This is a genomic window from Butyricicoccus sp. OF10-2 (genome assembly GCF_003481925.1).
GTDB classification, from domain to species: Bacteria; Bacillota; Clostridia; order Oscillospirales; family Butyricicoccaceae; genus Agathobaculum; species Agathobaculum butyriciproducens.
Window position 1 is genome coordinate 1 of record NZ_QUMC01000020.1, and the last position, 24,994, is coordinate 24,994.

The window sequence follows — 24,994 nt, forward strand, 5'->3', positions numbered from 1 at the left end:
GCAGAACGTAGATCATCTTCGCCATCTCCGCACGGGTTACGGTACCGTTCGGCTTGAAAGAGCCATCGTCGTAGCCGTTAACTACGCCCAGCGATACCAGAGTGTCCACGACTTCGGACTTAACCTTAATGTCAGCCGAATCCGTGAACGCCGCACCAGCGAACATGGTGAACGCGCAAGCGAACGCCAGCACCAGTGCGAGAATCTTTTTGAGGTTGCATACAAAAGAACAAAAGCAAACGATAGACAGAATAGTTTTTTCAAAACCATTCATAAATTCAACTATTTCGCGAATATCGGCATGCTCAAAAATGAGTAAATAAATGGATATTTCACATCCTGTGCACGAAGCAGAGAAAAGAATATCTGTACAAAATCTATTCAAATTTTTGTTTATACTGACGAAATATTTTTTGCATTGAACGCATGAAGTCCGCAACTTATTATCCATAATATGGTTCATGTTGTTAGACGCACAACCCCGTAAAATGTTCTCGATTCTTGATAGTTTTCTTCGAGAACACGATTTAGTCTCATTTTTTGGATTTTTATATGCCATCTCAAAAAGATTCTCGCACTGGTGCTGGCGTTCGCTTGCGCGTTCACCATGTTCGCCGGTGCAGCGTCTTACAGCGACAAGGCTGACATCAAGGCAAGCACCGCTGTAGACATGCTCTCTTCTCTGGGCGTAATCCAGGGTTACGATGACGGCTCCTTCAAGCCGAACACCACCGTTACCCGTGCTCAGATGGCAAAGATGATCTTTACGATCATGAATGGCGGTAATGACAACGCCAACGCTTACGCGTCCCTCCCGACTGCGTTCACCGATCTGCCGACCGCAGCTTGGGCACAGGGCTACGTACGTTACCTGCAGAACACCGGCATTATCGCTGGTAAGTCTGCTACCAAGTTTGCTCCGAACGATACCGTAACCGGTCTCGAGGCTGCAAAGATGGTACTGGTAGCTGCTGGCTACAATGCTCAGAAGGCTGGCCTGACTGGCGCAGCTTGGGCTCAGAACACCATGAAGTACGGCCAGCTGAACAACCTGTTCGAGGACGTTGACACCGACCTGAACGCTGCTCTGCCGCGTCAGTACGCTGCACAGATTCTGTACAACGCACTGGACATGGAGCGCGTAGTCTGGTCCAACGATATCGAGGACTTCAAGCCGGCTACCGACGTTGATGACGACAAGACCATCGGCGGCAAGTACATGGACCTCGTTAAGACCGATGCTGCTCAGCTTCTGTCTGTCGAGAAGACCTCCGGCAAGGACACCTACGAGATCACCCTGGGCAAGGCTGTTAAGTACGGCGATGGCGATCACACCAAGGCTAAGTTCGACAAGGTTCCGACCGATGTTGCTGATATGATTGGCCTGAATGTTAAGGTTCTGGTTAAGGCTAAGGCTAACGGCGACACCAACGTTTACGGCGTATACGCTGACAACGATTCCAAGGTACTGGCTTCCGGTACTGTTGGTACTCTGGACACCGTAAAGAACGAGTCCAAGAAGTTCAAGGTTGACAGCACTGAGTACAAGGCTGAAAAGGCTCTGGCTGATGTTCCGGTTATCTACCCGAACAAGGAGTCCGTTCCGTCTGGCATCGATACTCTGGGCGAAGTTATTTCTGCTAAGGACACCTATCCGGCTTACTCCATCAAGGCTATTGATCTGAACGGCAACAACAAGGCTGATCTGGTTGTAGCTGTTCCGACCGAAGTTAAGGAAGTAACCTACGTTGGTTCTTCTGCTGCTACCATCGGCGGCAAGTCTTACAAGTTCGACGATGCTGACATCTATGACGGCATCAAGAAGGACGACTGGGCTGTAATCGTTTCCGGCGACTTCACCTCCTCTGGCGATCCGATTATCTCCAAGGCTACTGTAGTTTCTGGCAAGGTTACCGGCGTTAAGACTGGTTCTCCGGACGAGATCAAGATTGATGGCAACTGGTACAAGAAGTCTACTTCTGTAACCACTTCTCCGTCTGTTGATGATGAGGTAGCGGCTGCAGTTGTTGGTAACTACGTTTACAACATCGACACCACCGGCGCTTCTTCTAAGAACATCCTGTTCGTTTCTGACAACAAGAAGGCTGAAAACAATCTGGGTAAGGATTGGACTGTTGAGGCTCGCGTTTACTTCACTGATGGTACCAACAAGAAGGTTATCGTAGATAAGGTTAATGGTACTGATGTAACTGATTCTGTTGATGCACATGCCCTGCAGAACAAGCTGTACACCTACGCTACCGATAAGGACGGCAACTACGAGCTGAAGAATCTGGTTGCTTCCGGTGCATCCAAGAACCTGGCTGGCTACGATAACTATGTTGACACTACCAGCACTACTACTCCGGCAACTTCTCCGCGCACTCAGTTTAATGGCACTGACTACGCTAATAAGCGTATCAATAACACCCTGATTGCTGACGATGCTGTTCTGTTTGTAGTAGCTAATACTGAGATTAAGGTTATCTCCGGCAAGACCGCTCGTGACTGGGCCAACACCGTAGCTGTCAAGAATGTTGGTTTCCTGACCAAGGAATCTAACGGTATTGACTACGTCAAGGTTGCTGCTCTGGTTAATGATGGTGCTAAGGTTGCAAACGCTGATGGCGACAAGATGTACGCTTATGTAACTGAGGATTCTTACGAGACCAAGAAGAATGGCGACACTGTAACTAAGTTCCATGCAATCGTCGGCAACACTACTGAGGCTGTTGACCTGTACGAGGATGGCACTTCTCACGTTGGCACTGCAGCTGGTTCTGTAATCGTTTACACCGTTGACGGCGACGAGATCGACGTTAAGACCGTTATCACTGCTGGCACCAAGGCTGATACCGTAAACAGCACCGTATTCGCAAACGGCGCTTACGCTATCAAGGGCTTTGATGGCAAGAAGAAGGGCGATATGTCCCTCGTTGATGAGAAGGGCGCTGTTATGAACGTAACTCTGGACGAGGATTGCGTATTCATCGGCGTTGACGATGCTAAGAACGTTGGCACTGTAAGCGAGATTGGCGCAGTTCCGACTTCCGCTGATAAGGACGAGTTCGATCGTTACGACCTGAACGCATACGTTGTATTCAACTCTGAGAATAAGGTTATCGCTGTTGTATATGACACCGTTAACAACGAGCTGAATATCACCAACGTTAAGACCGCTTCTACCGTAGCTGCTAAGAACGTTACCCTGACCTCTCTGTCTGCAAAGGCTATTGAGGGCGCATCTGAAACTGTTACCGTAAGTGCTGATAAACTCACCGCAAAGCCGGGCACTACTGTTACCCTGACCGCTACCGTATCCAATGCTGGCATTGCTGACAAGGACACCACTGTTGTTGTTAAGGGTGATAAGATTGGCAACGTAACTATCGTTGTTAAGAAGGGCCAGACCTCTGGTACCGCTACCTTCACCATGCCGACTTCCAACGTTGAGTTACTTTCGTAAGCGCTACTGCTAAGTAATTAACGGCAAAACTGAATAACATCAGTTAGTTGAAAGTCCCCGAGATATCTCGGGGGCTTTCCTAACTTAACAACAAGGAGCAAAATTATGAAATTCGATACCAATGACTTGGTTTATGCCTACCTTACCATGCAGGAAGCCGATAACGACATTGCAAAATTCGAGTATTACTGCACAGATGATGACTTTCTCAAAAAATATGACGACCTGAGCAAAAATCAGAAGAAACACTTCTTCGAGCTGCTGGAGCAGGCCATTGAAACCATCGAGCCCGTGGGGGAAATCGTTGATTATTGCGATCCAGAGGACCAGCTGGACGATTTGCGAAGATTCCATAATCAATTGGATACCCTGTTTTACGAGTTTGGGTAAATTCAAACCTTCCGAGGTATTTTCCAACGTCACTTGGTGATATTGAGATTGATATGCTCGGGGGTATTTTTTATTTGAGGTCAACCGTTGTCATATTACAATTAAAAACCCTCGATTCTGATAATCGAGGGTTTCTTTTTGCTATTCAGCTTACTTAACAAGCATAAAGTACGCCAGCACGGCGATACCGAGGAGAATTCGATACCAGCCGAACACCTTGAAATCGTGCTTCTTGACGAAGCCCATCAGGAACCGGATGATGAGCAGTGAGGACACGAACGCGGTGATTGTACCGATGCCGAGGATCATCAGCTCGGTGGATGTAAACGCAAAGCCGAACTTGAGAATCTTGAGCAGGCTTGCGCCGAACATGACCGGAATGGCCAGGAAGAACGTAAACTCCGCAGCACGGTACGCGACACGCCGAGCAGCAGCGCGCCGACGATGGTCGCGCCGGAGCGCGAGGTGCCCGGGAACACAGCCGCGATCAGCTGGAACATACCGATCATAAATACAGTCGGGTAAGTAAGCTCAGTGAGTGCGTTGATTCGCACCGGCTTGCCCTTATGCGCGTTCTCCACCAGAATGAATGCTACGCCGAACACAATCAGCGCGATGGAAACCGTCTGGTAATTGTAGAACAGTTCTTCAAACAGGTCGTTCCACTTGAGACCGACGATCGCCGCCGGAACGCACGCTACCAGAATTTTGATCCACAGCTTGACGGTATCCGTATTCAGCACGATGGATGCGCCGCCGTGACGGCCCTTTCGCCGTTCAAACGGGAAAATCTGTCCCCAGAACAGGACAACGACCGCGAGTATCGCACCGAGCTGAATAACCACCTCGAACATGCTGTAAAACGCTTCCGACACGTCCAGTTTGACGAACTTGTTGAGCAGGATCACATGTCCGGTACTGCTGATCGGCAGCCACTCGGTGATGCCCTCTACAATGCCAAACAGAAATGCTTTGAGCAATTCTATCATGTGATTATCCTACAAAATCAATTTATTTACTGATAATACAATAGCATAACTTACCCTTCACTGCAAGTGAGCGCACAAAGAAAACCCCCGAGGAAAATTTCCTCGGGGGAATCTTTACTCATTCAGCGGGAGCCAAATGGGTTATTGGATTGTGGCCGGACCACGAATTACCACTGGGTAATGTTGCGGTTTACGTCAACAACTAGAACAGTGATCTGATCGTCGTCGTCGAAGTAAGCCTTTACGTTCGGAGCAGCGTCCTCAGACAGACCAGTGATGGTGTAGCTATCACCAGAGTTGGTGGTGGTGCAGAAGTCGCTGTCGAATGCGTAAGCCAGATCGATGTTGGTGTAATCCAGACCGGTTACGCCCTCAGAATCGTCAGAGTTTACGAACATTACGATAGTATCCTTGCTGTCAACCTTTGCGAACTTCTTGGTGGAACCAGCAGAGGTCATGGTACCGGTGTACTTGCCAGCAACAGTAGCGTCAGCGGTCAGAGTACCGGACATCAGGTTGATGTCGCCAGAAGCTGCATCGTAGTTAGATACGAAGTAGTTGTTATGGTCACGGTCAGCCTTAACGTCAACGTCAGCATCGTTCAGATCGCCGGAATAGGTGATCAGAGCGCCGCTCTTCAGGTTCTTAACAGAGCTATCATCGGTCTTGATGGTAACATTCTCAGAACCATTCCAAGCAGTAACGATGTACTTGGTGCCATCGTTGGTATCCTTAACAACGTCGTCCATAACTACTGCGTAGTTGTCATCGCTGCCGCCGGTGGTGCCCTGCTGCAGGTCGATGAATGCTACCTGAGCGTAGTAGGAGTTGCCGGACTTGTTAGCAACAGCAGCTACATTGCCGATAGCCTTGTTGTAGTCAGCAGCGGTCTTGCCGGAGATTACCTTGTAATCAGCGTCAGTGCCGGAAGCAGTTGCCTTGTACTTAACGAATACAACGCCGGTGGATTCGTAGTACAGACGGGACAGATCGGTGGAGCCCTTCTTCAGACCGTTAGTATCAGCCTGGGTGTAGATCTTCATGTCAGAGGTGCCGTGACCGGTCTTGTCGCTCTGCTTGATGCTGCCGTCGGTCATCAGACCCTCAGTAGCGTCAACGTATGCGTCATAGCCGTTCAGAGCGAACTCGCCCTTATTAGCGTTGTCCTCAATCTCAGCGATACCAACGCGGCTCAGGGTGTAAACATCACCAGATACCTCGTAGGATACCAGAATCGGAGCAGCAGCTACAGAAGGAGCAGAAGCAGTGGTATTCCAAGTAGCTACGTTCGGGTTAGCAGCATTGCCTTCAGAGAACGGCATGATCGGGAAGGACTTGTTGTCCTTGTCGTCCCAGTACTTCTCGATGGTAACGGTCTTCTCAGAGCCGTCAGCAAACAGCATGTGAGCTTCCCACTGAGAACCGGTGCCGCCCTTAGCAGCAGCCTCGATCAGCAGAGCCATGTCATCAACATTGCCTGCAGTGGTGTCGGTGTAGTAAACGTAACCGTTTACAACTACCATGTCAACGTTAGAGCCAGTGTTCGGGCGCTTTACGAAGGAAGTGCCGTTACCAGCCATGGTGTACCAGTTGCCGCCAACGGAAACGCCGTCGTCAGACTTGGTGCCGGTTACCTTGCCGGTAACAACGTCAGCCTTCTCAACCAGGCCATTGCCGGTGCCGTAGTTGCCAGCTGCAGAAACTACAACGTAGTCATCCTTCTTGATGCCATCGTACCAATCCCAATCGTCCTTCTCGAGCTTGGTCTTGGTGATGATGTCGCTGTCGCCCTTCTTGTAGGTTACATTGATGTAGTCAGAGCCTACAGCGGTAACCTTGCCTACAGCGAAGGTCTTAACCTTCAGGATGGAGTAGTTGGAAGTGCCGTCGGTAGCCATCAGGGATACCTCAGAACCCTGCCAGTACTTGGAATCCTCGAACTTAGTGCCAGAAGTCGGCTTGTTGCCGTAAGCATTTACAAAGTCCGGAATAGTAGCCTTGGTAGCGCCAGTTGCCTCAGAGTTAAAGGTGAAACCAGAAGCAGTCTTGTACAGAACGTCGCCGTTTACATAAACGGTCTGCTTAGCGGTTGCAGCCAGATCGTACTTGGTGCCGTCCAGCTTAACCTTAGCGCCGTCCATCTCCAGCTTCTTCAGAACGTTGGACTGCTGGGAGTTGTCGGAAGTTGCGAAAACGCCGTAAACAGTCTTGCGATCCTTGTGAAGAACGGTAACGGTCTTGTAAAGCAGATCAGAGTAATCCTTCTTAACGTCGGTGAACTCGAAGATTGCCTTGCCGGAATCCTTGGACTCGGTGGTGTTATCCCAGTCAACAACAGACGCGGTGGAGTCCAGAGTTACGGTGTAGGTGTCCTTGCCGTTGGTCTTAACAACGTTGGTCAGGGTAGAAGTAGACTTCTTCAGAGACATGTACTTCTCGCCTACGGTCTGGTTGTCATCGCCCAGCAGGGTTACGCTGGTGTAAGCATCGTCGCGCCATACAACGGTCGGGGTGTCGATTGCGTTGTAGATCAGCTGTGCAGCGTACTGACGCGGGCAAGCTGCGGTGAACGAGGTGTTAACATCGTCCAGCAGGCCGTTCTCGTCAGCCAGAGCGTTGGTCTTGGAAGCCCAGCCGGAACCTACCAGGCCAGCCTTCTGAGCGTCATAACCCAGGGTTACGAGCAGCATCTTAGCAGCTTCCTGAGCAGTTACAGATGCGTTCGGCGCAAAGATGGTGTTGCTCTTACCAGCAATGATGCCCAGGGACTGGCAGTACTTGATGTAGCCACGAGCCCAGTGGGAGCCAATGTCGGTGAAAGAGGTCTTGTCATCGTTGTACGCAGAAGCGTCAGAGTTACCGGTACGCAGGACATAGATCATCTTTGCCATCTGCGCACGGGTTACAGTTGCGTTGGGCTGGAAAGAGCCGTCTTCGAAACCTTCGATGACGCCCAGCTCAACCAGAGTGTCCACGACTTCATCCTTGACCTTGATGTCAGCCTGATCCGTGAACGCGGCACCAGCGAACATGGTGAATGCGCAAGCAAACGCCAGCACCAGTGCGAGAATCTTTTTGAGATTCTTCATAGGGGAATTCCTCCTTATAAAATTTTTCGAGTTTTCACTCGTCGCTTAGTATATTACCATAGTCAAACACAAGGGTCAAGCGCAGTTCACCATCCGTAACATGAATGTAACATTACGTGTAATATTACAACTGGCACTGTTGCATTTCTCTATGCCTATTCTATACTATATAATAAGGTATACTTTGCGTGGCAAGTCATTACGCCGTGCAAATATAAAAGATGCTTGTTAAAGCTTCGCCCGGATTTTCCCTCGCAGCCACCGTTTCTCATCTACAAACGACCGAATCTGCACGACTACCCTATCCCCTACTCTGAACTCGTCGTCGCTGAACTGCTGCGCGTACCGGCAGACCACCGTACAGCCGTCAGTCAAACGGCAGAACACACCGCCTGCATACTTACTGGAAATGGTAGCAATGCGGCTGGAGCCTACGGGATGCCGCAGTTCCGCATTGACATACGGGTCAGTGCCGACGTCACGAACAGATAGTGCAAGCATATCCTCACCGACACTGAGCACTTTCGCCTGAAGCTGCTGACCTGCATGATATTCTTCCCGCATATCCGCGAGGTAGGTATAGCTCATAGCCTGCTGGCCCATCGTCACATCGAAACCGCAGGCCGTAACCGTAATGCGTGTCGGTCCGCAGGCCAGCACAGATGCGGATACCACATCGCCCTCGGAAATATGCTGAACATTCAGCGCGTGCCACCGCTGCTGCTCCAAGGCCAGCGAACGAGCCGCGATTGCACACTCTCCCTCGCGGTCTACGCCAATGATAATGTAATCAACGTCTGCACCAATTACACTGTTCGGGTTGATACCTGTCGGTTCAATCCAGAACAGCGGCAGCGGAATCAGCACCTTTACCAGATGCCGCATGACTACCATGCAGGTCAACACCTGCTCAGGCTCATCATCAGTCGGAAACGGAATGCTTTCCAAGCCGATGACCGTATTTCTCAGCAGCGACCGCGAGGAGAACGAAGCATAAATTGCGTTCCATTCTTCGCGCTCATCATCAGACAGATTGCGGTCCAGTTCGGAAAACGCAGTTGCGTTAAACGCTTTGCGCGAGGTCGAAAGTCGTTCCAACAGTTCTTTGTTATCAAGTTTCATGTTGTTTTCCTCCTCCATGTTGTTGTAATGTCAGTTTTCCGGTATGATCCGGATAGGCCACCAGACACGAGAAGTGCGGTGGAATGTATGCCGCCTGTGCCGCATCGTCCAAAAGCAACACCGTAAGTACAGATTTCTGTGTCGCAACCTCTTCTTTGTCCGGCAATGCAAACAAATCCTGTTTTTGCGAAATGTAAAATACCCGAACCAGCAAGCCGCTTTGTTCTCCAAGCGCATACAGCGCAGTATGGGATTCACGGTGAAACAAAAGCGTTTCTCGGGGCAGAATGGCAAAGATTAAATCCAATGCCTGTGGAATGAATGGCTCATAATGTGGACCAACTGCTGAGATAATGCCATCGAACTCCCGCAGATACCCTGCGTCGCGCAGCTGGCGGCAGATCGGAGCTATCGCATTCGGCGAAATATCAAACTGTCGGCGCAGCAGCGGAAGTACCTGAGATTTTCTCATACAGCTGGTGACATTCAGCACTTTCAGCAGATATTTCTGCTGTGGGCTCCAGAATCTCATGTATCGAACCTCCGTTTCAGCCGATTTACCACCGGATCGAGCATTTCCTCACTGCCGTACTCCACAATACAGCTGAACAGGATTTTAGCTGTGTACACCAGCGAGTTCTTGCGAATCTCGTTTTCGTTGGCTTTCATGCGAGCCAGTGCATTTTCTGCAATCTCGAAATCCAGCCGCCACAGTTTCTCCCTCACGTAATCCTGCGGATAGGTGCAAATGCCAATACGCAAGCCATCGCAGTAATACAGCCAATACAAGCAGTCATGCAGCAAGGCGCGTTCGTCATCGGCAAACGCTTGAACCTCCGCTCGGCGCTCAATTTCCTGCAATTCAGCTTTCTCGCGCGTTCGACCGACAAACGAATCTCCTTCAGTATAACTCATCTCTGTATTTCTTATCTCTTTATTACTTGTGTGCCGATTCTGCATGTCTAGACCTGCAGATTTGGCACTTCTAGAAGTGCCATTTTGGCATGTCTTGAACTGCGATTTCGGCAGGTCTTGTTCAGACGTTCCAGATTCCTTCTGGTTGTTTTCAGACATCTGTGCATCGTTTTCTCCGGTTTCCACCGTCATTTCTTCACTTTCTTCCGTATCCGGTTCATTTTCCAGACCTGCCATTTCGGCAGGTCTGCTTTCATCTCTTTCATCTGCGGAGAACGGAGCGCAATCATACGAAAATGCAGCCTTTTCGCTGAATTGCACTTCGGCGAGGTAAATGCGATTCGGCAGGCCGCGACCTTGTCGCTGTTCCCATACCAAGTGTTTTTCTGTCAACTCCTTGAAACACGCAATGGCTTTCTTGTACGAAATCTGCATTTCCTGAGCCAAGTCCTCGCGGGTATAGATCACATATACCTCGCCATAACGATTGATCCAGCTATTACGGCGCGAAAGCTGAAATCGATTGAGCAGGAACGTGTACGCTACCTTGCTCTCAAGCGTCATATCTGAATAGCCGCTGTCGCTGAACAGCCAGCGCGGCATCTGCATATGGTAGTACGATATAACATCGTCCAGTTTCATCAGCCCGAAGGATGGGCGATTTTCATTGGTTTGCTGATTCATGGCTCTTTATCTCCCTTGTTCAGTTCGTTTTGTATCTCTTGAAAGCGTTCGTTGGTAAATAAATACGATGTTGCATAATCCTCCTCATCCAAGTGCAGCAGTTCAGGATAGGTTGCCTGTGTGGCAGGTGCCGGTTTTATCGGTTCCGCTTGCTGCGGCTCAGGCACTTTTTCTTCATTGCGCAGCTCGGCTGGCTCAGTATGGCTATGGTAGTCCGAGATAGACACTGGCCGCAGCTTCTTGAAATCCGCAAACTCCGGCGGTGTTACCTTATATAACAGCATGGGAAACTGTCCGCGGAGCATAACAATACTTTTGGCATTATCCAGACGCAGCACCTCATCCGGCTGCATAAGAGCACGTTGGGTATTACTGCGTGTTTGTGAGTACGGACGGGACAGGTTTGCAACCGGCGAAAAAAGCGGTGTCTGCGGCTGCTGGTTGTTGGTGACACGGATTGTTGTCATACCACATTTGTCACTCACAAACTTTGCGCTCGTGAGGTCATTCACACCAAGGCAGAGTGTTGCATCACAGCAAGCTGCGATCTCCTCCCACTCGTGGCGCGGGTACATATCTGCAAGCTGTGCGATGGACTGCACGATGACGATACAGTTCATGCGGAAACCGCGTGTGAACGCGATGGAACGCTTGAAGTCACCCAGCTTTCCGATAGACGGAAATTCGTCCAGTACAAAGTTGACCGGTATCGGTAATTTGCCGTCTTCTGTTTCGCGTCGCGCGTATTGTTCCAGACGTGAGAAAATCATGGTGAAGAACAGTGAGGACAGGAAAGCGTAGGTGCTGTCCTGTGCAGACAAAATGCAGAAGTATGCACAAGGCTTGTGTCCGGGCAGTGTCAGGTCAATGGAACTGTCTGCGGTAAGGGCATCCACCAACTTGTCCTGAAAGACGTTCAGACGGTTGCCAAGACCGATCACAATATTGCCGCGCAGATTCTCTTTGGCCTGCAGGAACAGACCGTACGGACCTTTCGCCGGATGGCCGGCAGGCAGGAGATTGATCTCGCGGTCAATCCTAGAAAGGCCGTTCTCCGTCAAAAGAGAAAGTATCCGTCCAAGCCGACGTTGGGACAGCGGCAGTCGATGGCCTGCACCGTCTGTATCGTGCTGGACATAATACAGCAGTGCCGTTAGCAAATTCAGTTCGGATTTAGACCAAAAGTCACCGGCTTCTTTTTCGTTCGAGGTGTTATTGATGATGGTAGATGCAATAATCGGTATCAGACGTTCATCGTAATCGGCTTCACCGATACAGTTCCAATGGTCGGAGTGCTCCATATCCAAGAGGTTAAACACTCTTACCTCATAACCCATATCTTCAAGATAACCGGCGGTACTCTCGTACAGTTCGGCTTTCGGGTCGGTCAGTATCATGCTCTCTTTTCGCTTGACGCACTGGAAAATGAGTGGTCGAACAAAACCCCAGCTTTTACCCGTGCCCGGTGCACCGATGGTCAGCATATTTCCAGCAAGGCCGCTTTTGCTGTTGGAGGCGATGTACTGCGAGAAACGGTTGTCGTCCAACGGATCATCACGATGTTTGCCATACACGGTACCGGTAAGGTCAGGCAGCTTGCCGACTTCCAAAACAGTTCTCATCTCGTCCAGTTTCATAAAACGCGAACTGCCGTGTGTAGCATCCGGCAGAATGTCAAACCCGCGCTTGTCCTTGACCGGATGATAACCGGACAGCCAGTTATAACCTTTCCGCGTCAACAGGCATGCCAGCACCAGAATAGCAGCGGTGATACCCAATCCGGTAAGGGTGAACGGTGCAACAAAGTTGCGAATCGGGTTCACGACCCAGATGCTTGTAATGCTGCTGTTCGCATCCATGGACTGCCGAATGCCGAGCCGTACGGAATTAACGATCATGCCATAAAAGTACCAGCCATGCCGCCGAGCACTGCATAGAGCCGCCAGTCCGCATTGTGCTTTGCTTTCCAACGTTCTAATCGTTTCCGACATCGCTCTTCCAGTTTGGCGATGTGTTCAGACAGCGGTATCATAGATCAGCACCCATTTCGAGGATACAGAGCGCCTGCTCGTCGATTACCGCGATGTGGAAGAACGGCGGCGGAAATATCTGCGACAGAAAGCGCTTCTGACTTTCAAATGCGGCAAGCAGTAAACCGTGATAGCCTGCGGCTCGTGCCTGTTGTGCCGCGCGAAACACCTGCCGCAGCTCCATATCCGCTACCACACGAGCAGGAATTTGAAAGACTGTACTAAAGAAATCACAGTCGGCTAATTGCGGTGCGGTAACCGGTGCACCCAGCATACGCGCCAGCCGCGCGCGATACTGCGGCAGCTTCATCAAGCGGAGCTGTAAGACACCATCCTTGTTACACGGCAGTAAGTATGCCGGGCTGATCTGCTGATAGAACTGTGCATATCTGACCCTCTTGCTGTTCTGCAAGGGCTGATCGTCAAGCAGTGCGCGGTAAATGTCAGCGTAACTGCTGCCGCACAGGAAATATGCCTGCTCGGTACATCCACATCCCAGCATGAACGATTGTGCACAGTCTATCTCTCGCTGAATGACAACTCTCTGTGCTGATTTCGGATAATGCACGGCAAACAGTGTGTCACCGAGCCTCAGAAAGCCAGATACCAGATTACTGCCCAGCGGATGCTGTCCTTCCTTTGCCCGCAGTGCTGATGCAGGGAGATAACCGTCATGCTCTCGCAGTGCAGGAACTTCATCCGCAAACGGATCAATGCCGGCAGCATACATGGCAAGTACCACTTCGGCGTTTTCGAATCTTCGATTGACGCGCTGTGTATGCTGGTCAGCCTGCATCGGGAATCCCTGTTCTGCGAGCCATGTATAACCGGCCGGTGTCAGCCGCCAGCCGTAAGTTTCGGAGTATGGCCGCAGATACTTTTGATCTACCAGTGACTGCATAACCGATGAACGGAAAATGCCGCGAAATCGGCGTTCACTCTCATGGTCGATATTCTTACACCAGCCGATCAGCCGCATAACAGGCAGCATAGTTTTTGTTCTCAAATAATCGCCTCCTGTTCTAAAATTACCGCACCACTCTTAGCAGGTCGCGGTAATTGTAATTCTGATTTCCGGTATTCCGGAACATTTTCTTGTTTTAAACAAATGGATAGTGGAATATCCTACTAAAAATCCAACATAATCATCTTTTGTTTTTGCCCTTCAGCTCCGGCGGTACTACCGCCGGAGTGAAGAGCCGTTTTTACCGCGCCATCCACGACTTTTGCACCTCAAAATAAGGCACCACAGTGATCTCAGTAAAGCCCTTTCCATCGGGCACACTGTCCAAGATCAGACTGACGGTCTGGCTGTTGTCATCCTCGAACAAAACACCCTTGAGCGCATTCAAAACACACTTCCATTCCTTGTTATCGGGATCAAACGTGCGGTCGGAACGATGTTTCTCCGTGTGCTCTGTAATAACCACAAAGGCACGTTCATACCACGGCAGATTTCCACCGCCGAGCCGGTGCTCATGCAGCATTTGCAGGAGCGTGCTTTCGATGTATCCGGTCACATACTGGCGATTGCTCTGCAATAGCGTATTCAATCGAATACGTGTCCAGCCGTTCCGATTCACTTCTACCGAACACCGCTCTACGGAGGGATACGGGAGAATATGCTGTAAATGTGCACGCTTACCGGGTCGGAGAACGTCACGCAGGCAGCGTCTTGCTGAAAGCGTCGTACTCTCCATTTTGCAGAGCAGTTCATCTGCCAGACAACTGCACTCCCGTGCATCCTTGGATTGTTTCAGCTGCTCGGAGAGCTGCGTTAGTTTCTCCAAATCTTTGGAAAACGGTATGTCAATCATCTTCGTTCAGAACCTCCTTCTTCGGCCGTTTTCGGCGGCGTGCCTCTTCGATATGCTGGCGCTGACGAATGCGGGCAATGTCACGCGGGTCGGTGGTAATGAGCTCATGCTCTCGCGGGGACGCAATGATCTGCACACCGAGTCGGTTCCGTCCGGCGCACAGCAGAGCCTGTCCGCGCGTGAAATTGGCGTGCATCTGCATTTCTTCGTCCGTCAGGTGGTAGTGCTGCTGAATGAGCGCAGCCTCCTCGGGTTCGGTCATCAGCGCAAACTTGATGCGGCTGTTGTTGAGCAGTGCCTTGCCGAATTTGCCGTTTTCCAGCGCAAAGAAGTCCTCCAAGTCCTGCGAGGCGGCAATAGCGGACGCGCCGTAGCCGCGCACCGTCTTGAAGAGCTCCAGTACGAACTCCGCTGCCTGCGCATTAGAGCCTGCGCCGATCAGCGACCATACCTCATCGAGAATGACGACCTTGTTCTCCGCACGGGACATTCGGCAGTAATCCAGACAGATGTCCGCCGCCAGAAGTGTGCCGAACGGCAGCAGCTCCTTACCTATCTCTGAAATATCAAGGACAATATACTTGTTGTTCATGTCAACATTGGTTTCGCCGCCGAGATTTGCTGCCGAGCCATTGACAAAACGGCTGAGAATACCGGCAAGCGGTTTGGTTTCCTCGCGTTCACTTAGCAAGTTATAAAAATCTGCGGGCGTGGGCTGCGGTTTTAATGTTCCGTCCGCATCGTACAAACTGTCATTATCGCGGGTAATACCGAAACGCTCATACAACCGCATGAGTTCCACATCCAGACGGCTTTTCTCGTCCTCGGTCAGCCCGCGCCGCAGCAGTGAAAAATAGATATGCAGACGGCTGATCTTATCTGCCAGTAGCGAATCTTCACGAGTGCGCGTACGGGTCAGTTCAGCGTTGACATCCAGTGTGCGGCGGCGAATCTCCAAAAAGTTGATGCAATCCGTAGAGGACGGTGCGAGTTTGATGTACAGACCGCCGATAGCCTCACACGCTGCACGGTACTCGTAGCCTTTGTACGGCGCAATCAGGAAAACCTGCTTGCTCTGCTGACGGTAACGCATGGCAATGAGCTGCAGCAGATAGGTTTTACCAGCGCCAGACATACCGAGGACCGTCATGTTGGAGTTGCTGTATCGGTTGCCGTCAAAAATATCCAGCATACAGACTGCATGGTTGCGTAAGTCCTCGCCGATCAGGATACCGTTCTGCTCACAAAGCTCCATCGAATAAAATGGAAACGCACCGGCCGCACCGGAGAGCAGCGTATTTCTTCTCGCTTTGCGGGCGATTTCCGGCGCAGGAGCGACTACCGGCAGGAATGAGTGAAACGCCTGTTCCTCCACATAGTCACAGCGTTTGCAGATAATATCCTGTGACGCACAAAGGCGTTCGACCTCCGCCAGACGAGTATGCAGCAGTTCCTCGTTTGCGGCTGTGACCTCAATGAGCGTGTACATATCGTAGTAATCTTCGTTGGCCGTATTCATCTGCTGCTTGATGTATTGCCCTGCATAGATTGCACTGCCCATCTGCTCGTAGTCTGCACGAGTATCATCTACATCACGCATACGACTGCGGCTCCAAATGGTCGAATTGGCGACTTTCGGCAGTATTTTCTCTCTCGGACGGCGCAATAAAGTAGTAGAAAGCGAAATACCATCTCCCATTCCGACGAGCGCCGCCAGCCAGCCGCCGCGTACAAGGCTCTGATAGCCGTAACCGGCAATGTAGAGATAGGCATGGCATACACCGTCTATCACCAGATAATCGCGGTGCGTCATATCAATGGCAGACGGACAAATGAGATCCATTACGCGCGTAATGCCGTCGGATTGGTCTACTCTCTGTTTGTTTTTCTTAGCTTTCCTGCGTTTCTTCCGGCGTTTTTTCTTGTGCGGAATCTCGGCAGCTTCCTCTGTAACGTTTATCGGTTCCTCGTCATCTTCCGAATCGCTTTCGGTCGGGATACCAAAGTAATCTTCCATCATTAGTCGAAAATCTACCGGCAGCTTGATATTCCGCGAAGTCTGCTTGCAAAGCATACCGAATACGGTTTCTACCATCTGGTTGTCGATGTACTGCGGCTCTGCGACGGTCAACCCACAGCGTGCAAGGTAGCCTTTCGCGGTATCCGCAATTTGGTAGAGCGCATCTGCACGCTGTTCCGGTGTCTTGGCCGCAGGGGCCATATCCGGTTCAAACCGGTATGCGACAAAAAAGCGTGTGGTGAAGGCACCACCTTGAATCATACCGCGGACCTGCTCGATATTGTCCTCGATGCATGCCTGACAGCTTGCATCTGTCTCGGCTGCGGCATATTGATGCATACGCCGCGTGTACTGTTCAACATCGACCAGCTGCGAGAGCCCGAGAATCTGCACACTGCTCGGTGCGATCTTGAGCCATGCGGCAAGTGCTCCGACAATGCGGACACGTTCAGAGGTACTTTGCAAGAAGAAGTTCATTGGCAGCACTTCAAACAGTCCGACAAGACCGCCGTCCCTTGTATAGATAATGCCACGGTCAATGTCTGCGATCGGCAGGCTGCCCTGCAGGTCATCACTTGCGGCGGCGAGTTTTTGCGGGCTTTGCGCGCCAAAAATCGTGTCTTTTATGTTCATATTTGATCGTTTCTCCTTTGTTTAAGATGATTCGGCGGTGCCGCCGCCAACGGAAGTACACGGACAGGTATCGGCTCAGTGAGTCATCGCGGATACCAATCAGTGCAAAACCACAGACCGGCACGAGCAAGCACAGTGAAATAATGAGCTTGATTGTAAGCGATACCATCAGCTGATGCGCGATCAACATGCAGATACCAAGTGTTGGCGCAGCCAGAATGACTGCTTCAATGCAGTTCCGCAGTTCAAACATACCGAATACGCGCCCTGCATCTGTGAAATTTGTCGGAATAAAGTAGGTATCTTCGTCATTCATCTGCAATCATCTCCCATTCTGAAACCGGTTCAAAAAGATGCCCCATCTGTTCACGATATTTTGCGACATTCAAGGCCGCAGCGGCACTACGCCGGAGAAGCACGATTTCAATCGCGCGTGTGAGCAATTCGACAACATACGGCGTGACTGGACAATCCATCAACTCGATCTTGCTGATACGCTGAATACTGACTCCGCTTGCCTGTGATAATTCAGCCAGCGAAATTCGACATTTCATCCGAAATGCCCGGAATCGCAGCACTTGTCCATTGTAATAGTCTTCGTTCACTTTTTCCTCCTATCCCAATACCCAGAAAGGTCCGCCGGAAGCGGCACCTTTATTACATTCGTTTAGGAATATGTTAATATCCCACTCTTTTTGACTACGCTCATAGCTAGCGCAGTCTGCAACCAGAATTTTGCCTTGGCTGGTAATTCCGCGCAGAACAATAAAATGCCCGCCGCGCGTAAAATGACCACGACTCATAATCGCAATGACCAGTTTGCCATCCTGTAAAGCCTGCACAAGCTGTTTCTTGCTCTGACCGATGCCGCGGCAAGGCACGCCCCAGTGGGCGGCACCGTCCGGAATCAGGCTGTGGTAGCTGCCCGATCCCTCGCAACGATGGCCGGTCTTGACCGACCACACACACACTTCCGGCGGTGTAACCGTCTTGTTGGTTAATGTAGAAATACAGATTGCAAGTGAGCTCGGTCCGCAGCCTGCTCCGGCAATAGTGTTGGTTTTGCCATACATTTGACTGCCCCAGCGGCTGTCATACTGGCTGAAATACACCACGTCTTTGGAGTTGCCGCGACCGGTAAATACAATGTCGGACAAATCTGCATCAGCTGAATTGTCTGTTGAACCAACCGGCGCAGAGTAGTCACTGTCCGAAATCGTGTCTGCGATAAGTCCGGCCCACGTTTTCTGCTGATCGTCGAATCCCAGCTTGTCCATAAGCTCATCCGGTGTCATATCGTAAATTACGAGTATGTAGCCAACCAGTTTGCCATCCTTATACTTAGGTTCGAGCTTGTACTGCATTTTGTCTTTCATGGTCTGAACGATCTTATCCTCATTCAGTAAGGCTACATTCTGTTCGTTCAAAACCGATGTAATCGCCACCTGCCAGTAGTCGTTGGTGTTGCCAAGCCGTGTTTCGATAGACAGGAATCCTATGTTTTTCGGCAACAGCGATACGAACAGATCGACCGCCTGCTGTTCCAGTGAACGCTGCCGTTTCCACGAGGCATTCAGGTTCTGCGCCTGTGCGGTCATTTCCTGAATATCAGCCGATTTCACACTGGGTGCGTCAAACAGATTACAAGGTATCCCTGTCAGAAACAACAATGGTATCCCGAACAGGACAGCAGAAGCGGCGAGCACAGGCTTTACAAGCCGTTTCCCGGCTTCAACTGCTGTTGCAGCAGCGGCACCATGCAGACCTCCGGTCATTGCCGACTGTGCGATTCGTGCAGCAGACAAGAATGCCTGTTTACGGCTTGCGTTTTCGTCTTGCATTGCGGTCACCTCCGTTTCTGGGCGTTATGTCCTTTCGCTTAACCGGCTCTGCAGTACGGCGCAATGTATGCGGTTGAGATGCAGGCGAAACCGGAGAGGTTGGATTGAGTGATTTGCTGCGGTTCTGCCGAGGATTAACCGTAGGATTCTGTGCCGCAACAGGAGAAATATCCGGTCTTGCAGCAGCAGAAACTCCTCGATTACGCTGCGGTGTCACATCCGGTTTTGCTGCGTGTGCAGGTGTGCGCCGCGATGTTGCATCCGGTTTCGTTGTTTGTACTGATGTGCGCTGCGATATTACATCCGTTTTGGCTGCGTGTGCAGGTGTGCTCGGATGTGTATGCTCCTGCTTTGCCGGAGAAACGGTCTTCGGTGCCGTTGCAGGAGTGACAGTATGATCAGAAGCAGGAACGGTATTTTGCGGTGTTTGAACAGGTACCGGTGTACTTGTGGTATGGCTGTTCTGCGATGTATTCGGCATAATAGGTGCCGACTTGGTGGTTGCCTGATTCTGTACATGACTGACAGTTTTCTGCTCACGGCTGGAATGCACTTGCGCGGAAGTATGTCCTGCTGCAGCATGCTCTGTTTTCGATGTATCACGAGTCATTGCAGGACGCGGCGGTGTAACCGGACTGATTCGACCGGACTGGTGTCCGTGCGTACCGCTGTTTTTCTCCGTTTGCGTATTGTGCTCAATCGTTTGCGGCTGAAGCGAAGTATTTTGCTCTGTACCGTGTTCCGTAAGACGAGAGTCTGCTGCGTTCTGCGCATTGGCATTTTGTACAATATTTTGCGGACCATTCTGTGTAGTCTGCGTTTTGTTATTTGCTTGCTGTGTCTGCGGTGTAATAGGCGGCCGGCCAGTCTGTGGAGAGATTGGCGGCTTGGTTTCAGCAAAATTATGCGGAAGCGGCGGAACATGCGGCGCAATAGGCGAAACGCGAGAAGAAACTGTCGGATTTGTACTGCTTACATGCGAAACGCTTTCGCCGTCAATAAAATCATCTGCGTCGATGCTGATATCTGCATATTGGTGCGGTGCATGAACCGGTGCTGTGCGCTGCGGCACAGTTCCGGCCGAACGGCTGACATTTACAGTGCTTTCAGCATTGTTGTTAATCTCTGCCGATGCTGTCTGCGTACTGGCTCCAGACGGTGCACCGATCTCGGCGACACGCCCGGTAGTGACCTGACGATCTATACCGTATGCAAGCGGATCCCAATAGCGCGGCTGCATTGTATTGGTTGCATGCGGTGGATTAGAAATGGTGTTTTTGATAAATTCTGCCGCGTGATGGAACATCAGCGCGCTGAGCATACCCGGAATATGATGGTGTCCCAGCGGATCTCCGGTCGATGCCGGATTAAGCCCAATTCGCAGCACAATGCTGTCCAGTTTTCTTGCAGTGCGGACAATGCCGGTAATCAGCATGACCCACGGTACAATAGCAACACCGGTCGGTGAATTAGACATGGCAGAGAGCAGCATTTTGACAAACATCACGTTCAGAACCATTAGTGTACACATAGATGCAAACATTCGCAGCCACCCGCGGAAAATCTCGGCCGTGCTTTTGGAACCGCCCATTGCAAAAGCCAACGGTGCGCAGTAGATGAGTACGCATAGAATAACGTACCGTTCCGCGACCTCGAAAAACAGCTTGATGATCTGCCACTGGATATACACATTGACTACGATGACCACCAGCCAGCCTGCATTCGGAAGTAAACTAAAGAAATCTTCATCAAATGGCGTAAAGGAAACTGCACGCGGCATTTGGAGCAATCGCATAATAACCGCTGTAAGGCTTAGTCCGATATTGCATATCTGTCTGGCGCATACCAGCAGAAAGCTGAACATTGCAGTCCGAAGAAACAGACGCGTGGGATCTTCAGCCTCGATTCCAACGCCGGATACCATAGAACGCAGTGCTTGATATGCTAAATTGCCTATCAGCAGTGCCCATCCAACCGCAAGAAGAATGGTGGCAATTTCCTTGATGATCGGTACGCGTGCGGCAAAATAAGATGTATCCGCACGGAGCAGTGTCAAAAGCTGCTGAAGCAGTTGCTCTACCATCTCGTACCACATGGTAGCAAGCCATTCGCATAAGGCTTTGATAAGTTTTTCTAGAATAGGATTACCTCCTTCCTCTTGTCATAATGCCTCGAATTTCGTATAATGTACTTAATCTAGCGTAGCCAGACCGTTGAACAGCGGGCGGACATAAGCGATAAATGCGCCGATGCCGTTGATAATGACCCAGGCAAGCCAGACGCGTTTAAGCCAGTCCCACGCCTGGTCGGCCTTCTGCTGCGTTCCAGACATTTTTGCGCCAATGACTGCGACAGCGGACATCAATCCGGCGAGCACTGTGGATACACCGGCAATCTTGGTATATACATCCTTGATAATACGATTTGCGACAACCCACATGTCATCAACGGCGCCTGCATGCGGCAAGATGACTGCAAGCATAAGTACCAATAGTGCAATGCGGTATACAAGAAATAACCGCTTCATGAGCAGCGAATAGTTGATAGTTTTCTTTTTATTCATAGTGAAATATCCCTTCGATAGAATTTTTAATGGAGTAGAATTTATGTCTTTGACTGTAGAACTGAATGTTTCTCAACTGGTGATTCAGTTGGAAACTCTAGAGAATCGTTTACAAACAGGCGAACGATCTATGAAGCTGAAGACAGAAGCCCAACAGATCTCTCTCATAGCCAATAAGGCACGTTCACTGCAGCAAAATTGGCGGCAGGAAATCGTTAAGCGTGCTCAGCGCATTGCGGAGCAGTGCGGAGAAATAGAAAACGGAAGCTGAATGAGCTTCCGTTACGATTATTTGATTTCTTTTCCGATGACACACAGCCGGTAAGCCGGTTCGTTGGCAATACAGGTAAGCAGTGTGATTCGGTTATCCGATGTAGGATTCAAGACGGAGGTATTAGTTGCCCCAATACGCCCTGCCGAGATAACTCGATAGGTTCTCACGCCAAGTGATGTCCGGTAAGTGATAATATCGCCGATTTGCACGTTTTTCAGTGTACCGAAATACGGCCACGAACCTCGATTGTGTCCGCAGAGTGCGACATTGCCATTCCAAGTGGATGTACCGTCTACATGGCCTGAGCCTTTTCGCATGCTTTCATAGGTTGCACCGGGATAGACATACGCAAACAGCTTGCGATTACCAACGGAGACAGCGCCGAAGTGACCGTTAGTGCTGACAAGCTGTGTTTGTGCAGTGTAGCTGTCGCTGCTTGTAGCTGTATCGGCAAGCCGGTTGAACGATATGCCTTCCAGACCGTTCAGCTTTTCATCTGTATTGATCTGCTGTTCTACGGCATCCCCCCACGGGTCTATGTATGAACCAACGGGAATCACCGGCGAACCTTCACACGGTGTTGTGCTGCCTGCATCAGTGCTCATGCTGTCCGACGGGATGATGATAGAAGCTCCACCCGAATCGTCTGCACTGTCAATATCTAAGGCTTGGTTGGACGAGGTTGAGACGTAAAAGTGATTGGGGTAGAGATCTGCTGCGTAGTGGTATTCGAGAGCAGTGGCTACTTGCATCATAATGCTTATACAAGTACACATACTGCAGGCTGATTTTATAATATTCATTTATTTTATCCTTTCACTATGATGTGTAGTTATATTATAAAACTAATATTGAGGTGCATATTATGGAATTGTTGGTTATTGGAAATGGATTTGACATCGCTCATGGACTGCCTACAAAGTATAATGATTTCACCTGCTTCTTACGCTGCCTTACTAGGCGTAATAATTGGGAATCTGGCCAATGGTTCAGAAAATCAAATACAGAATTTGGTGAAAGTTATCCCCAGGTTATCAATCTAATAAAACTTGCTTATTATGAGCAACCTGGCAATCTTTCACCCGTAGCAGCAAAACTTGCAGAAGTTTTAGGCAACGCAATAAACACCCAAAATATATGGGTTAAAATCTTGAGCATGTATGATTTATCCAAGCAAAGTGAACGATGGGTTGATTGTGAGGAAATGATTTATGTTGTTATTTCTTCTCTCGAGAACAGTCCTTCAGTTTTAGATCCGGTAACAATTAGCTTAACCGCACTCATTGGAAAATGTGAGCACATATGTATAACTCGGAATCCCGATACACTCTTTAAACAACTAGATGAACTTAAGACGCTGTTTGATCTTTATTTGCAGTTAATGTTTGAGAATCAAAAAAATATATCGAATACGCTTAATTTTTTTGAAGAGAAAAAATTTGACTACGTCCTTAGTTTTAATTATACGGATACTTATGAGCGCATCTACAAGATAAATGAGAAAGGTACGGAAAGCAAGAAAGCAAGGGAATCATATATTCATGGACGCATAAGAAATGATCCGGATTCCTCAGTTAACATTGTGCTAGGTATTCATGACTCTTTGGAAGAACCCTTATGTAATACTAACTTAGAATATGCTCAATTTAAGAAGTATTTTCAAAGAATCATTTGTAAAACCGGTGCAGAATATCAGAATTGGTTTCAAAAAATTGATAAAGAGAATGGCAGACGAGGTGGTTGTACCAATAATCATGAATTAAAAAACACCACTATTTTCGGTCACTCGCTCGATGTGACAGATAAGGATATACTAAAAGATATTATACTTCAATCCAGCCAAACAACCATATATTATCACGAACCTAAAGAGCATACGTCAGAAGTACTCAATTCATATATCCTTAATCTAATACAAATATTAGGAAAAGAAATCTTAATACAGCTTACTAACTCCGATAAACTTATTTTTAAGCCAACTTCTGCTTTGTCTTAAATTATCACCCCAAACGCATAATCACTACCAACAAACGCTTCCACCACATGATGCTGTGCCTCGCCGCCGGTTTCTATGGCAATATCACGCCCTATCAGACGCTTTGCCAGCTTGCGACGCAGGATAACGGTATATTCCGTTTCTGCATGGCCTTGCAGCGCACTCAGCCGTATTCTCGGTGTGCGGACCCGCACAAACTGGCGGCTCACGACATCGTGGATACGGCGTTCCTCGTTATACACATAAACGCGCGCCGTATGCCAGAGAATGTATCGAATCACCCAGAGAATTAGCAACAGCAGCAGTAAGGCAGCCGCTCCGCAGACGATCATAATCTGTGAAATCGTCACATCCGGATCAAGAAACGGCAGGATAGGCAGCTTACTGCCAATGTAAGTAACTGTATATGTCACATGATCTACACTGGTTTTGCTGAGTGTACCACGGTACACCGCACTGGCCCGATAGCCGGTCGCCACCTGACGGCTGGTATAGGTTGTTTTACTGTACACCGCTGTTGCTGTCCAGCTATCCGGCACATCAGAATCCGAGACATTGACAGTCGGTGACCAGCTCAAACTGGTGCGCGGCAGGCTTAATCCATCAGCCTGTACCGATTCCGGTACCAGCGAGCGATCATTATACGGCAGTTCATACGTTTTGGTTACGCTGTGAGGATGGCTGTCCGTCACTGTTTTGTATCCGGTTGTCTCTACTTTGATGCTCTGCAAATCCAGTGTCAAATCACCGATATAACCATCCTTGGTATATGACTTGGTTACCGGAAATTTGTCGATAACAGCGGATAAATCAGCAGATGAAGCATCAAGTGTTACTGTATCCTCTGCATCCTGCGTTTCCGTTTTGTGGTGCACAGTCTTATCCATGCGCTCATAGCGATACCAATAGCCATCCTGTTCAAAAGGCTGCTCTTTGAGTGCCGCCGGATCAAAGTCCGGCGGCATTTCATATGTCTTGGATAAGGTCGGAACACCGTTGATCTCAATCGGTTCTACACTGACCGGCGTAAAAACAGCCTGATCTCCGTCAAGCAACACCTGTTCCGTACCAGCTTCTGCTGCGCCTGCCGCACTGACAAGCAGTGCGGCAAGAAGTGGCATCATCAGCCACCGCAGTCTCTTTTTCATCATAAATATCCCTCTTT

At 49.8% G+C, this 24,994-nt stretch carries 20 protein-coding genes and 1 pseudogene; 4 read left to right on the top strand and 17 right to left on the bottom strand.

The genetic code is table 11. The features are described from left to right. Positions 1–274: S-layer homology domain-containing protein (locus DXB00_RS16430; protein WP_199697286.1), on the bottom strand; the 274-nt coding region annotated here is incomplete at its 3' end. A 306-nt stretch (positions 275–580) separates the two neighbouring features. On the opposite strand from DXB00_RS16430, the gene DXB00_RS10785 reads away from it, so the two are divergent. Further along, positions 581–3,466: an S-layer homology domain-containing protein gene (locus DXB00_RS10785; protein ID WP_119214889.1), complete on the top strand. Its 2,886-nt coding sequence runs from the start codon at positions 581–583 to the stop codon at positions 3,464–3,466. Positions 3,467–3,571: 105 nt separating this feature from the next. Further along, complete coding sequence (locus tag DXB00_RS10790; RefSeq protein ID WP_119214890.1) at positions 3,572–3,856, top strand: hypothetical protein; 285 nt, start codon at positions 3,572–3,574, stop codon at positions 3,854–3,856. Between the two features lie 150 nt (positions 3,857–4,006). On the opposite strand, the pseudogene DXB00_RS10795 reads toward DXB00_RS10790, so the two are convergent. The 14 genes and pseudogenes from DXB00_RS10795 to DXB00_RS10860 all read right to left on the bottom strand — a co-directional run bounded on the left by DXB00_RS10795 (position 4,007) and on the right by DXB00_RS10860 (position 21,559). Further along, positions 4,007–4,845 (bottom strand): annotated as a pseudogene (locus DXB00_RS10795) (undecaprenyl-diphosphate phosphatase). 167 nt (positions 4,846–5,012) lie between these two features. Then, positions 5,013–7,934: an S-layer homology domain-containing protein gene (locus DXB00_RS10800; RefSeq protein ID WP_119214891.1), complete on the bottom strand. Its 2,922-nt coding sequence runs from the start codon at positions 7,932–7,934 to the stop codon at positions 5,013–5,015. Positions 7,935–8,162: 228 nt separating this feature from the next. Then, entirely contained in the window at positions 8,163–9,056 is an 894-nt protein-coding gene (locus DXB00_RS10805) for a hypothetical protein (protein WP_119214892.1), read from the bottom strand. Then, positions 9,046–9,588: a hypothetical protein gene (locus tag DXB00_RS10810; RefSeq protein ID WP_119214893.1), complete on the bottom strand. Its 543-nt coding sequence runs from the start codon at positions 9,586–9,588 to the stop codon at positions 9,046–9,048. Before DXB00_RS10810 ends, DXB00_RS10805 begins: the two co-directional genes overlap by 11 nt. After that, complete coding sequence (locus tag DXB00_RS10815) at positions 9,585–10,655, bottom strand: replication initiator protein A (protein ID WP_119214894.1); 1,071 nt, start codon at positions 10,653–10,655, stop codon at positions 9,585–9,587. Before DXB00_RS10815 ends, DXB00_RS10810 begins: the two co-directional genes overlap by 4 nt. Beyond that, positions 10,652–12,553 carry a VirD4-like conjugal transfer protein, CD1115 family gene (locus tag DXB00_RS10820; protein WP_158581306.1) on the bottom strand — a complete coding sequence of 634 codons (1,902 nt, stop codon included), beginning with the start codon at positions 12,551–12,553 and terminating at the stop codon, positions 10,652–10,654. Before DXB00_RS10820 ends, DXB00_RS10815 begins: the two co-directional genes overlap by 4 nt. 130 nt (positions 12,554–12,683) lie before the next feature. Continuing rightward, on the bottom strand, positions 12,684–13,691 hold the full coding sequence (locus DXB00_RS10825; protein ID WP_147359211.1) for a hypothetical protein: 1,008 nt from the start codon (positions 13,689–13,691) through the stop codon (positions 12,684–12,686). A gap of 199 nt (positions 13,692–13,890) precedes the next feature. Then, the gene (locus DXB00_RS10830) at positions 13,891–14,502 is read right to left on the bottom strand and encodes a hypothetical protein (RefSeq protein WP_119214897.1); all 612 of its coding nucleotides are present in this window, start codon (positions 14,500–14,502) and stop codon (positions 13,891–13,893) included. Next, positions 14,495–17,155 (bottom strand): VirB4 family type IV secretion system protein, encoded by a 2,661-nt coding sequence (locus DXB00_RS10835; protein WP_119214898.1) that lies wholly within the window; start codon positions 17,153–17,155, stop codon positions 14,495–14,497. The genes DXB00_RS10830 and DXB00_RS10835 overlap by 8 nt, the downstream gene beginning before the upstream one ends. Beyond that, positions 17,094–17,471: a PrgI family protein gene (locus DXB00_RS10840; RefSeq protein ID WP_119214899.1), complete on the bottom strand. Its 378-nt coding sequence runs from the start codon at positions 17,469–17,471 to the stop codon at positions 17,094–17,096. Before DXB00_RS10840 ends, DXB00_RS10835 begins: the two co-directional genes overlap by 62 nt. Next, positions 17,464–17,760, bottom strand: a complete 297-nt coding sequence (locus DXB00_RS10845) for a helix-turn-helix domain-containing protein (RefSeq protein WP_119214900.1) — start codon at positions 17,758–17,760, stop codon at positions 17,464–17,466. The genes DXB00_RS10840 and DXB00_RS10845 overlap by 8 nt, the downstream gene beginning before the upstream one ends. 9 nt (positions 17,761–17,769) lie before the next feature. Then, entirely contained in the window at positions 17,770–18,996 is a 1,227-nt protein-coding gene (locus tag DXB00_RS10850; protein WP_119214901.1) for a C39 family peptidase, read from the bottom strand. Further along, on the bottom strand, positions 18,971–21,136 hold the full coding sequence (locus DXB00_RS10855; protein ID WP_442861378.1) for a conjugal transfer protein TrbL family protein: 2,166 nt from the start codon (positions 21,134–21,136) through the stop codon (positions 18,971–18,973). The genes DXB00_RS10850 and DXB00_RS10855 overlap by 26 nt, the downstream gene beginning before the upstream one ends. A 51-nt stretch (positions 21,137–21,187) precedes the next feature. Beyond that, positions 21,188–21,559 carry a hypothetical protein gene (locus tag DXB00_RS10860; RefSeq protein WP_243107206.1) on the bottom strand — a complete coding sequence of 124 codons (372 nt, stop codon included), beginning with the start codon at positions 21,557–21,559 and terminating at the stop codon, positions 21,188–21,190. A gap of 43 nt (positions 21,560–21,602) precedes the next feature. Here DXB00_RS10860 and DXB00_RS10865 point away from each other — a divergent pair, with 43 nt between their 5' ends. Continuing rightward, positions 21,603–21,830 carry a hypothetical protein gene (locus DXB00_RS10865; RefSeq protein ID WP_119214903.1) on the top strand — a complete coding sequence of 76 codons (228 nt, stop codon included), beginning with the start codon at positions 21,603–21,605 and terminating at the stop codon, positions 21,828–21,830. 17 nt (positions 21,831–21,847) lie between these two features. Here DXB00_RS10865 and DXB00_RS10870 read toward each other — a convergent pair whose 3' ends face one another. Continuing rightward, positions 21,848–22,588, bottom strand: coding sequence for a class D sortase (locus DXB00_RS10870; RefSeq protein ID WP_158581307.1), 741 nt, complete (start codon positions 22,586–22,588; stop codon positions 21,848–21,850). 110 nt (positions 22,589–22,698) lie between these two features. On the opposite strand from DXB00_RS10870, the gene DXB00_RS10875 reads away from it, so the two are divergent. Next, complete coding sequence (locus DXB00_RS10875; protein ID WP_119214905.1) at positions 22,699–23,829, top strand: AbiH family protein; 1,131 nt, start codon at positions 22,699–22,701, stop codon at positions 23,827–23,829. On the opposite strand, the gene DXB00_RS10880 is transcribed toward DXB00_RS10875, so the two are convergent. Then, positions 23,826–24,980 (bottom strand): hypothetical protein, encoded by a 1,155-nt coding sequence (locus DXB00_RS10880; protein WP_119214906.1) that lies wholly within the window; start codon positions 24,978–24,980, stop codon positions 23,826–23,828. The genes DXB00_RS10875 and DXB00_RS10880 overlap by 4 nt on opposite strands. Positions 24,981–24,994: the final 14 nt, after the last annotated feature.

Coding starts and splice junctions, on each gene's coding strand:
- DXB00_RS10790 (WP_119214890.1), top strand. CDS start 3,572: ATGAAATTCGATACCAATGACTTGGTTTATGCCTACCTTACCATGCAG.
- DXB00_RS10835 (WP_119214898.1), bottom strand. CDS start 17,155: ATGAACATAAAAGACACGATTTTTGGCGCGCAAAGCCCGCAAAAACTC.
- DXB00_RS10800 (WP_119214891.1), bottom strand. CDS start 7,934: ATGAAGAATCTCAAAAAGATTCTCGCACTGGTGCTGGCGTTTGCTTGC.
- DXB00_RS10865 (WP_119214903.1), top strand. CDS start 21,603: ATGTCTTTGACTGTAGAACTGAATGTTTCTCAACTGGTGATTCAGTTG.
- DXB00_RS10840 (WP_119214899.1), bottom strand. CDS start 17,471: ATGAATGACGAAGATACCTACTTTATTCCGACAAATTTCACAGATGCA.
- DXB00_RS10870 (WP_158581307.1), bottom strand. CDS start 22,588: ATGATGCAAGTAGCCACTGCTCTCGAATACCACTACGCAGCAGATCTC.
- DXB00_RS10880 (WP_119214906.1), bottom strand. CDS start 24,980: ATGATGAAAAAGAGACTGCGGTGGCTGATGATGCCACTTCTTGCCGCA.
- DXB00_RS10820 (WP_158581306.1), bottom strand. CDS start 12,553: ATGATCGTTAATTCCGTACGGCTCGGCATTCGGCAGTCCATGGATGCG.
- DXB00_RS10815 (WP_119214894.1), bottom strand. CDS start 10,655: ATGAATCAGCAAACCAATGAAAATCGCCCATCCTTCGGGCTGATGAAA.
- DXB00_RS10850 (WP_119214901.1), bottom strand. CDS start 18,996: ATGCAAGACGAAAACGCAAGCCGTAAACAGGCATTCTTGTCTGCTGCA.
- DXB00_RS10805 (WP_119214892.1), bottom strand. CDS start 9,056: ATGAAACTTGATAACAAAGAACTGTTGGAACGACTTTCGACCTCGCGC.
- DXB00_RS10860 (WP_243107206.1), bottom strand. CDS start 21,559: ATGAATAAAAAGAAAACTATCAACTATTCGCTGCTCATGAAGCGGTTA.
- DXB00_RS10810 (WP_119214893.1), bottom strand. CDS start 9,588: ATGAGATTCTGGAGCCCACAGCAGAAATATCTGCTGAAAGTGCTGAAT.
- DXB00_RS10830 (WP_119214897.1), bottom strand. CDS start 14,502: ATGATTGACATACCGTTTTCCAAAGATTTGGAGAAACTAACGCAGCTC.
- DXB00_RS10875 (WP_119214905.1), top strand. CDS start 22,699: ATGGAATTGTTGGTTATTGGAAATGGATTTGACATCGCTCATGGACTG.